The 9,690-nt window shown below is 66.3% G+C and carries 12 protein-coding genes and 1 tRNA gene; 5 read left to right on the top strand and 8 right to left on the bottom strand.

The annotated features are described in order from the left end of the window. The first annotated feature begins 145 nt into the window (after window positions 1-145). Window positions 146-499 (top strand): nucleoside triphosphate pyrophosphohydrolase family protein, encoded by a 354-nt coding sequence (locus IEZ27_RS53040; protein ID WP_189654255.1) that lies wholly within the window; start codon window positions 146-148, stop codon window positions 497-499. An 18-nt stretch (window positions 500-517) separates the two neighbouring features. Here IEZ27_RS53040 and IEZ27_RS53035 read toward each other — a convergent pair whose 3' ends face one another. After that, a complete protein-coding gene (locus IEZ27_RS53035; protein WP_189654254.1) occupies window positions 518-2,338 on the bottom strand; it encodes a bifunctional metallophosphatase/5'-nucleotidase in 1,821 nt (606 codons plus the stop codon). A 107-nt stretch (window positions 2,339-2,445) separates the two neighbouring features. Here IEZ27_RS53035 and mshD point away from each other — a divergent pair, with 107 nt between their 5' ends. Next, window positions 2,446-3,366 carry a mycothiol synthase gene (gene mshD / locus IEZ27_RS53030; RefSeq protein ID WP_379478683.1) on the top strand — a complete coding sequence of 307 codons (921 nt, stop codon included), beginning with the start codon at window positions 2,446-2,448 and terminating at the stop codon, window positions 3,364-3,366. Window positions 3,367-3,368: 2 nt separating this feature from the next. Here mshD and IEZ27_RS53025 read toward each other — a convergent pair whose 3' ends face one another. From IEZ27_RS53025 to dcd, 3 genes are all read right to left on the bottom strand, one after another. Continuing rightward, window positions 3,369-4,373: an inorganic phosphate transporter gene (locus tag IEZ27_RS53025; protein WP_189654252.1), complete on the bottom strand. Its 1,005-nt coding sequence runs from the start codon at window positions 4,371-4,373 to the stop codon at window positions 3,369-3,371. A 5-nt stretch (window positions 4,374-4,378) separates the two neighbouring features. Continuing rightward, the gene (locus IEZ27_RS53020) at window positions 4,379-4,996 is read right to left on the bottom strand and encodes a DUF47 domain-containing protein (RefSeq protein ID WP_106243913.1); all 618 of its coding nucleotides are present in this window, start codon (window positions 4,994-4,996) and stop codon (window positions 4,379-4,381) included. Between the two features lie 236 nt (window positions 4,997-5,232). Continuing rightward, window positions 5,233-5,808, bottom strand: coding sequence for a dCTP deaminase (dcd, locus tag IEZ27_RS53015; RefSeq protein ID WP_125643346.1), 576 nt, complete (start codon window positions 5,806-5,808; stop codon window positions 5,233-5,235). 100 nt (window positions 5,809-5,908) lie between these two features. Between dcd and IEZ27_RS53010 the strand changes: the two genes are divergently transcribed. Then, window positions 5,909-5,982: transfer RNA gene (locus IEZ27_RS53010), tRNA-Gly, on the top strand. 33 nt (window positions 5,983-6,015) lie between these two features. Here IEZ27_RS53010 and IEZ27_RS53005 read toward each other — a convergent pair. The 4 genes from IEZ27_RS53005 to IEZ27_RS52990 form a co-directional block, all read right to left on the bottom strand. Beyond that, on the bottom strand, window positions 6,016-6,642 hold the full coding sequence (locus IEZ27_RS53005; RefSeq protein ID WP_189654251.1) for a hypothetical protein: 627 nt from the start codon (window positions 6,640-6,642) through the stop codon (window positions 6,016-6,018). 309 nt (window positions 6,643-6,951) lie between these two features. Beyond that, window positions 6,952-7,266 (bottom strand): hypothetical protein, encoded by a 315-nt coding sequence (locus IEZ27_RS53000; RefSeq protein ID WP_189654250.1) that lies wholly within the window; start codon window positions 7,264-7,266, stop codon window positions 6,952-6,954. Between the two features lie 202 nt (window positions 7,267-7,468). Continuing rightward, window positions 7,469-7,876: a hypothetical protein gene (locus IEZ27_RS52995; protein ID WP_189654249.1), complete on the bottom strand. Its 408-nt coding sequence runs from the start codon at window positions 7,874-7,876 to the stop codon at window positions 7,469-7,471. Window positions 7,877-7,976: 100 nt separating this feature from the next. After that, on the bottom strand, window positions 7,977-8,198 hold the full coding sequence (locus tag IEZ27_RS52990; protein ID WP_189654256.1) for a hypothetical protein: 222 nt from the start codon (window positions 8,196-8,198) through the stop codon (window positions 7,977-7,979). Between the two features lie 253 nt (window positions 8,199-8,451). Here IEZ27_RS52990 and IEZ27_RS52985 point away from each other — a divergent pair, with 253 nt between their 5' ends. Beyond that, a complete protein-coding gene (locus tag IEZ27_RS52985; RefSeq protein ID WP_189654248.1) occupies window positions 8,452-8,844 on the top strand; it encodes a hypothetical protein in 393 nt (130 codons plus the stop codon). A 441-nt stretch (window positions 8,845-9,285) separates the two neighbouring features. Then, window positions 9,286-9,531, top strand: coding sequence for a hypothetical protein (locus IEZ27_RS52980; protein WP_189654247.1), 246 nt, complete (start codon window positions 9,286-9,288; stop codon window positions 9,529-9,531). Window positions 9,532-9,690: the final 159 nt, after the last annotated feature.

The raw sequence follows: 9,690 nt of genomic DNA, 5'->3' as shown, positions 1-9,690 counted from the left end.
GTGGCATGGCAACCCGCTACGACAAGCTCGCCGTACGCTACGAAGCCGTCGTCATCATCGCCGCGATCAACCAGTGGCTCAAAGCCTTATGAAACACGGCCTAGAGCCGCCTGGGGGCCCTCGGGCGGGCACCTAGACTCGCCTGATGGATCTGCGCCGGCTCGGCCACGACGTCCAGCGTGTCTCCGACCGCTATGCGGGGCGGCTCGGGATCGTCCGCGACGACGCCTGGTACCTGCTCAAGCTCCAGGAGGAGGTCGGCGAGCTGACCCAGGCGTACCTCATGCGCGCCGGGCAGGCGCGGACCAGGGGGCTGACCCCGGAGGAGATCGAGGCGGGCTTCCGCGCGGAGCTGGCCGACGTGCTGTGCCACGTGCTGCTGATGGCCCGCCACCACGGCGTGGACCTGGAGGCGGAGGTCACGCGCAAGTGGCTGACCTGGCTGCCGGACGAGCCGGAGGCCCCGGCGAGCGGGGCCCCCGGCTCGGGGATCACTTGACGAAGGTGATCTCGGGGATCACTTGACGAAGGTGATGCGGTCGGCCGCCGACGGGGTGATCGGCGAGCGCGCGGTCAGGTACGCCGTGAACGCGTCCAGATCGATGGCTCCGCTCCAGGTGTCCGTGCTCTGCGTGAACACCGAGAAGCCGTCGCCGCCGCCCATCAGGAAGTTGTTCGCGGCGATCTTGATCGACTGGGTGTCCGTGACCGGCGTGCCGTTGAGCTTGATGCCCGACACCCGCGACCCCACCGGCTTGGTGGTGTCGAAGGTGTAGGCCAGCGAGGACGACACCTGCAACATCCGGTGGTTGATCGCGCCCGTCGCCGGGTTGGGCGTCCAGACCTGCTGCTCCAGCAGCGCCTTGAGCTGCGCCCCCGTGTACGTCCGCACCTGCACGAGGTTGCTGAACGGCTGGACGGCGAACGCCTCGCCGTAGGTGACGACGCCGTCGCCCTCCGACCCCGACTGCGCGTACGTCAGCGAGGTGCGGATGCCGCCCGGGTTCATCAGCGCGATCTCGGCCCCGGCCGCCTTGGCCGATTCGAGCTGCGAGTCGGCGATGAGGTCGCCGAGCGGCGTCTCCGGCTTGGTGGTCGCGGCCGAGGTGTTGCTGACGACGTTGCTGATGTCGCCGGTGATCGTGCCGATCTTGCGGTTGGCCACCTCGGCGCTGCGCGTCCGCCAGGTCTGGACCTGCGCCTCGACCTGCGGGTCGGGCGTGACCGTACGGGCGACGACCTTGTTGTCGGCGGTGACCGAGGAGCGGATCACGTCCTTGGTGCGCTTGTCGACCCGCAGGTCGATCTGGGTCAGCACGCGGCCGAACGACGACCCCTGCGTGTAGAGGCGGTCCTGGCCGGCCGGGTCCTTCGTCTTGCAGATGTACGCCTGGTGCGAGTGGCCGCTGATGACCAGGTCGATCTGCGGGTTCAGCTCCCTGGCGATGCGCGAGCCGGCGTTGGCGGTGTTCACCGAGCAGGCGTCCGGGCTCTGGTTCGGGGTGATCGAGTCGCCCTCGTGCATCAGGACGACCTGCGCCTTGACGCCCCTGCGCGCCAGGTAGGCCGAGGCCCGGTTCGCCGCGGCGACCTCCTCGGTGAACTGCAGACCCTTGATGCCCTCGGCGGTCACGATGGTCGGCGTGGTCGCCGTCACCAGGCCGATGAAGCCCACCTGGACGCCGTTGATCTTCTTGACGTAGAACGGCGGCAGCGCGTACTGGTCGGTGCCCTCCTTGACGACGTTGGCCGCGAGGAAGTCGAAGTCCGTGCCCTTCCACTGCCCGGCGGGCGAGCAGCCGTCCACCGGGTGGCAACCGCCGTTCATGAGGCGCCGCAGCTCGGCGTACCCCTCGTCGAACTCGTGGTTGCCGGCCGCGGTCGCGTTGAGGCCGAGCGAGCCGAGCACCTCCAGCGTGGGCTCGTCGTGGTAGGCGGCCGAGATCAGCGGGGACGCGCCGATCAGGTCGCCCGCGGCCACGACCAGCGTGTTCTCGGTACGCGCCTGCTTGACGTACGTCGCCAGGTACGACACGCCGCCGGCGATCGAGTACTTGCCGCCGGCGAGCCCGGTCAGCGAGCCGTCGGCGTCGACCAGGGGGCCGTCCGGGTCGAGGATGCGGCTGGAGGAGCCCGACGGCGGTTCGAGGTTGCCGTGCAGGTCGTTGATGCTGAGCAGGCGGACCGGGACGGTCGGCCCGCCGTGTCCGTTTCCGTGGCCGTTTCCGTGACCGGCCGAGCCGCTGGTCGCGGCGACCGCGGGCGCCACGGCCAGGGCGATCCCGGCCGCGGTCGCGACGCCGGCCGTGCACAGCCGGAGGAGGGTGCGTGACGTCATGACAGGGACGTTACGACGTCTCCCTATGCAACGAATGTCTCAAAGGTAACGATTGACCGGGACAGCCAATGGCATTGTTCGCCATTGGTACGCCTAGAGTTCGTCCTGTGGGTGCGCACGTGAAGATCAGTGAACGGCTCGACGACGTAGAGATCACCCAGGTGCTCGGCATCGTCGAAGCGGCGACCGAGGCGGACGGCGTCCGCCCGCTCAACGAGCACGTGATGCTCCATCTCCGCTACGGCGGCGACCCGCGGGCCCGCTCGTTACTGCTGCACGCGGCCGACGGCACGCCCGTGGGCTACGCGCACGTCGATCCCACCGACGAGGTCGAGGGTCCGAGCGCGGAGCTGGTCATCCATCCGGCCCACCGGCGACAGGGCCACGGGACGCGGCTACTGCGGGCCGTACTCGAACTGGCCGGCGGCCGGGTGCGGCTGTGGGCGCACGGCGATCACGCGGGCGCCGGCGCGCTGGCCGCGTCGTCCGGCTTCGAACGCGTGCGCTCGCTCTGGCAGATGCGCCGCTCGCTGTTCGCCCCGCTTCCTCCCTACACGCTCCCGGACGGCGTGCGGCTGCGCACGTTCGTCCCGGGGCAGGACGAGGACGCCTGGCTCAAGGTCAACGCCGCCGCCTTCGCCCACCACCCCGAGCAGGGCGCGTGGACGCGCGACGACCTGATCCGGCGCGAACGTGAGCCCTGGTTCGACCCTGAGGGCTTCTTCCTGGCCGTACGCGGCGACCGGCTCGCCGGCTTCCACTGGACCAAGATCCACGGCTCGTCCGAGCACGGGCACGAGCCGCTCGGCGAGGTCTACGTCGTGGGCGTCGACCCCTCCCAGCAGGGCACCGGCCTGGGCCGGGCGCTCACCCTGGCCGGCCTGAACCACCTGCGCGCGCGTGGCCTCGCCCAGGCGATGCTCTACGTGGACGAGGCCAACACGGCGGCGATCAGACTGTACGAGTCCCTGGGCTTCGCCCGCTGGGACGTGGACGTGATGTACGCGGGCGGGCAGCCCACGCCGTAGCCCTACTCCACGATGGCGTGGAGGAGCAGGTAGGCCAGCGACGCCACGAGGGCCGCCGCCGGGATGGTGAGCACCCAGGCGGTCACGATGTTGCCGGCGACGCCCCACCGCACGGCGCTCAGCCGCTTGGTCGCGCCGACGCCCATGATCGCCGTGGTGATGGTGTGGGTGGTGGAGATCGGCGCGCCGAACCCGATCGCGGCACCGTACAGGACGGTGGCCGCGGCCGACTCGGCGGCGAACCCCTGGGGCGGGTCGAGCGCGATGATCCGCCGGCCGAGCGTGCGCATGATGCGCCACCCACCGGCGTACGTGCCGAGCGAGATCGCGCCGGCGGCGGAGAGGATGACCCACTGGGGGATGCCCTCGCCGGGGCTGGCGTACCCGCCGACCGTCAGCGCCAGGAAGATGACGCCCATCGTCTTCTGCGCGTCCTGCAGGCCGTGCCCGAGCGCCATGGCGGCGGCCGAGACGGTCTGCGCGTAGCGGAACCCGCGGTTGGTCCTGCCCGGCTGGCTGTTGCGGAAGATCCAGTAAATTGCGATCATGATCAACGCGGCGAGGCTGAAGCCGATCAACGGCGACAGGATCATCGGGATGACGACCTTCTCGATCACGCCGTCCCAGTGCACCACGCTGGCCGAGGCCAGCGCGGAACCCACCAGGCCGCCGATGAGCGCGTGACTGGAGGAGGAGGGCAACCCGAAGTACCAGGTGATCAGGTTCCAGGCGATCGCGCCGATGAGCGCCGCGGCCACGACGACCAGGCCGTGCGGACCGTCGGGAGCGTCGATGATCCCTTTGCCGACCGTCTGAGCGACCTGGGTGCCCAGGTGGGCGCCGATGAAGTTCATCGCCGCGGCCATGAACAGCGCGGCCCTGGGGGTGAGCGCCCGGGTCGAGACGGAGGTCGCGATGGCGTTCGCCGCGTCGTGGAACCCGTTGGTGTAGTCGAAGACCAGAGAGATGACGACCACGCCGATGACGAGGGCGAGCGTGAGGTCCACTGGGCCTAGCTTTCCTTGACCGCGATCGACTCGACGGTGTTGGCCACGTGCTCGAAGGCGTCGGCCGCCTCTTCGAGGGCGTCGACGACCTCCTTCATCTTCATGACGGTGAGCGCGTCGTACTCACCGCTGAACAGCTTGGCCAGCAACCTGCGATAGACCTGGTCACCCTGGTTCTCCAGGCGGTTGACCTCGATCCAGTACTCGTTGAGGTTCTTCATGGAACGCAGCCGCGGCATCGCCTCGGCGGTCAGCTCGGCGGCACGTTCCAGGACCTCGACCTGCCGGACCACGTCTTTGGGGAGGTGGTCGATCTGGTAGAGGACGATGAGGTCGGAGGCGGCCTCCATGGCGTCCATCACGTCGTCGAGGTTGGAGGCGAGGCGGTAGATGTCCTCACGGTCGAACGGGGTGATGAAGCTCTCGTTGAGCCGGTTCATGATCGCATGGGTGCGTTCGTCACCGGCGTGCTCGCAGGCGCGCATCTTCTCGGCCAGGGCTTCCCTGTCCGATCCGTCACTGATGATCTCGACCAGCAGACGGGATGCCGTGACCAGGTTGTTCGCGGAGTCTGCGAACAGGTCGTAGTAGCTGTCCTCACGTGGCGTGAGACGCAGGCGCACGTCGTTCTCCAGATGTGCGGGGATGGTCCGTGGAAGAGGGTACGGGTTACCAGGCGAAATGCGAACTTCATGTTCCCTTCGCCTTCTGGCTACCCTGCGTATGTTGTGCGACACCGGGATACGGAGTAGTTTGGCCGCTTTTTGCAGGGAAATCCGACCCCTGACATGGCCTGATGGCGGGTGCGTGGAGGGTCGATCCCGCCAAGGCGTTTTCTAAATGTTCACCTGTTGTTCACTCAAATCTTCGTCCGGTGGAAGTTCCTGAACGACCGGGACGGAGTGGGCCCCCGCTGACCCTGATACCGGGACTCGTACTTGGCCGACCCGTACGGATGCTCGGCGGGCGAGCTGAGCCGGAACACGCACAACTGCCCGATCTTCATCCCCGGCCACAACTTGATGGGCAACGTCGCCACGTTGGACAGCTCAAGCGTGACGTGCCCGCTGAAACCCGGATCGATGAACCCGGCGGTCGAGTGCGTCAGCAACCCGAGCCGTCCGAGCGAGCTCTTCCCCTCCAGCCGCGAGGCCAGATCGTCGGGAAGCGTGATCACCTCATAGGTGGACGCCAGCACGAACTCACCCGGATGCAGGATGAACGGCTCGTCACCGGCCGGCTCGACCATCCGCGTGAGATCCGGCTGCTCCACGGCGGGGTCGATGTGGGGGTACTTGTGGTTCTCGAAGACACGGAAGTAGCGGTCGAGCCGTACGTCGATGCTGGACGGCTGGATCATGTCCTGGTGGAAGGGGTCGAGGGCGAGCCGGCCCGAGTCGATCTCAGCAAGGATGTCACGGTCAGATAGCAACACGGTGAGCCAACTTACCGTCCCGGCCGGAAAAGGTGGGGCGTTGGGTTTGCTGTTGAGGGGCAAGTTTCCGCTACAGTGGGGGACGCGCACTTCGGTTCGTGCGGGTGTAGTTCAATGGCAGAACATCAGCTTCCCAAGCTGACAGCGCGGGTTCGATTCCCGTCACCCGCTCCACGCACGAAAACGCTGTCCGGCATGCCGGATCGCCTATTCCTCGAACCAGGCAACCAGGCGGACAGCATCGTCTCCGTGGACGTGTGCGAGCGTACGCATGACTGTCCATACTCCGTGCCAGAGGCTGTCAGACAGTACGGCACAGCGGCGAGTGGCGCGCTCAACGCGGAAGATGGTGTCTCTGTCCCTCCACTCGGTGCCTTCATCCCATAGAACAGCAACCTGATGAGGGTCGACCGTCAAGGTATCCACGCCACTTACCCGAGCGAACCTACGGCTCCATACCGAGCGGTGAACGAGCTCTTGGCTCTGATCGGAAAGCTGCCGATACTGGGCGACGTTGGTCGGATGAAGCGCGGGTTCATCCCAGTCGATCGCGGTGACCTCATCCCAGTTCAACCACGTGACACCGAAGGCCGCTTCCCCCCATCCCGTCAAACCCGCTTTGGTGGTCTCCGACGCGTCCTGGGGGAGCCCGCGATCGGCTGCTACCGGTCGCCAGTGGCCTGAGCCGCGAACCCCGAAGAGGCAATCGAAGGCTTCATAGTCTCTGCCAACCAACAACTTCAGCGAGATGGCAGCGCACCAAGCGGTCTCACCGACATCGAGTCCGGGAGTCCATGTGCGGCACTCGATGAATCCATGGATGTCGGTTCCCATGCCGAGATCTTCTTGTCCGTGCAGAGGTGCTGTCCACCTCTTCGTGATCACGAGCGCTCTCCGGTGGGCGTAAGTGGGTGAGGTAGATGCCCGAGCGGAGCGAGCAGAGTGCGTACGGGCCGCCAGGCCGTGCCCGCCGCGTGCCCGTTCGGACGGCGATCAACGGGGAGCCGCGGGAACTCGCGGTCACGCGACGGACATCGACCCCGGTCCACGTTCCCCCTGGCCAGATGCTGTGATCATGAAAGATTCCCAGGCTGACAGCGCGGGTTCGATTCCCGTCACCCGCTCCACATGAGGAAGCCCAGGTCACGGATGACTTCCGGACCCGGGCCTTGATTGTTTTCTGAGACGTTTCTCACCTGCGCGCCAGTTCAGTTGATCTTGCCCTCGGCGAGAGAGCCGCCGTCGGGTGGAACGGGAGCGGCGGGAAGCGGTTCGGCCGCCGGTGACATTGCCCCGCATCCCGGCGGCGTTGATCTCCGCGTCGATGCCCGCGGTCGCCTCGTCCCAGTCGGCCACGTCCTGACCGCGACGTTCGGCGGCATCTCGCTTGACCTGCACATCGGCCTGGAACTCGATCAGCCACTTCTGATCGTCGGTGGCCGGGTGCGGCTCGGACACGGGCTGTGGGGGAAGACCTGGTCGAAGCCGATCGAGATCGGTCCCTGGATGGCCACGGTGATTCACTCCTTAAGAGAAACCGATGTTCGGTCGTCCACTTGTCCGACTGAATCGAGAGGAGCTCCTTCAACTTGCCGCACAAGTGATTGAGCTGGGCGTGTGGGAGAATTCTCAGCACACCCGGCAGGCGGCCTCGACTGGATCAATGACAGCGAAGGTCCAGGCCCGCGCCTGTGCTGTCGGACAGTTCCACGATCACAGCTTGCACGCCGTGGGCGGTGGGTTTCGACGCCTGCTGAGCCCGCATCGTGATGTAGGGCCGATCTCCGTCGATTCCCACGATTTTCGCCCGGTCGTAGTAGTTCTTGAGCTCGGGGATGCTCAGGCCCGTCTCAAGCGTGAAGCGGGCGAGGTAGTCACAGTGGTTGCCGTTGCCGCGAAGCGCGACGGATCCTTCGCCCTGGCCGACCCACTCGGTCTTGGGCGGCAGGGGGTGACGCTCGAACCGGCTGATCATACCCGCCAGCTTCCCGTCATTGACCCACATAGGGATCATGAAGAGGAGTACGAGCAGACCCAAGGCCATCACCGGCGACAGGAGGGCGACCAAGAGACAACCCCTCTTCCGACTGCGCCAGAACGACTTCTTCCTGGATGGGTCTTCACTGACGACAGCAGGAATGTCTTGCACGGCACCATCCGAAGTCGGCCTATGTCACGGGATAGACATCCTGCAACTCATGAAGAACACCTGGCAACGCCGCTTCCAGCACCATCAGCACGGCTCCCGCCGCATCATGCACCGCGGCCAGCACGCCGGCCGGCCTTGGGCTTGGGCGGACCGAGAGCCGGCGCTCACCGAATGAGCGCTCCACATAGGCCGGACGCACGCGAACCATGCCTGCGTCGAGGTTGAGATCCGCTCGGGTCACTGCGATGATCCCACCCCCCATCGCAGGCTCGCGAACGTGGCCAGGGGCACGAAGGCCTTGTACCGCCGATCACACGTACAGTCGGCCTGACCGGTGTCGATCACCGCCACAGCGCCCGCTCGGCTTCTGCCCGCGTCAGGAACATCGGCGCGAGGGGCTTGACCGCGAGGGGCTTCCGGGCGGGCTTGTTTGATGCGGGACCGTGAAGCGGTCGTGTCCAATCCAGGACAGACCGGGATCAACACTTCTTGCCATGGAGCCGGAACGTACTGAATCCAGAGGTGGTTCGGCGCTGCTGATCTTAGGAGTCGTGTGGGTGCTGGGCACCCTGGTGCTTGGATGGCTGGGTTTCGAGTACAGCTTCGCCCTGATGGGAGCCAAACCGGCGAATGAGGACCTGGGCCAGGTGCTCATCTATCTGGCGCTCGGACTCGGAGGCGGAGCACCCGTCGTGGGTCTGATGACTGCCTGGGTGCTGAACAACAAGGGCGGCACCTGGTTCTACGGGCTCGTCGTACTCGGCATGGTGATCTTCGTCATCTTCGCCATGTATCAATACAAGAGCCGCAGCAACCATGTGTGGCAGGAAGATCCACCGGTCTGCACGGCACCTCCCGAGCGGGCACATGGAGTGCCCGGCTGCTAAGAAATGGGCGTCCTCTAGCTCGTGCTTGTCTGCCGGGAGCAGGACCTCCACGATCGTCGGAGGCCGGCCAGAGGCGTCGCGAACCGCACCGCGTTTCTGCAGGACCCCTGAACGGCCTTCCCGACTACATCCCGAACGTGCGGCTTCGGGCCTGGCGCAACGAAAAGCACCTTTCCCGCGTCCAGATGGCCGACCAGATCAACGCCACTCCCATCGGCATCGCCGAACACCTGGCCTGCGACGAGGAACGCGTCCGACGCTGGGAGGCCGGCGAAGTCCGATGGCCCCGTACGCCGTACCGACTCGCCTTGACACAACTGACCGGACAGGAACCGGAAGCACTCGGCTTCTCACCCACCAAACAGACCGATAGCCGCCTCATCGAAGCCCACGTCAACCCCGGACGACGCCCTACGAGCCGAAGCCGACCTGTACGGGACCATGAAGCTCGCCCAGCAACTCCAGGCATCCGACGTCGGAACCGGCACGTTGGAGGCCCTCGCCGAGGCCGTCGATCTGCTGTGCCGCGCCTACCCCGTCGTCCCCGCAGGCACGTTACGGGACCGCACACGAAAGCGCTTGGCACAGATCAACCGCCTGATCACCGGACGCCTCACTTTGGACCAGCATCGCGACTTGCTCGTGATCACGGGATGGCTCACTGCGCCATGCGTACCAAATTCATGATCCTTGGCTGAGGGAGTCCACAGGGCGCTCGGGGCATTCCAGGCAGACGAACATGTAGTGAGCTTCCCCCTGTTCTCCGGACACTTGGCCTGAGGTCACCCTTGATCATCAGGAAGGATGTCCTTCGTGCCCGCACCTCACCCTCCCGAGTTCCGGCGT

This window comes from Nonomuraea spiralis, from assembly GCF_014648435.1.
GTDB lineage: Bacteria > Actinomycetota > Actinomycetes > Streptosporangiales > Streptosporangiaceae > Nonomuraea > Nonomuraea spiralis.
The sequence above is the reverse complement of the archived record's forward strand: the minus strand, read 5'-3'. Positions and strand labels throughout refer to the sequence as shown.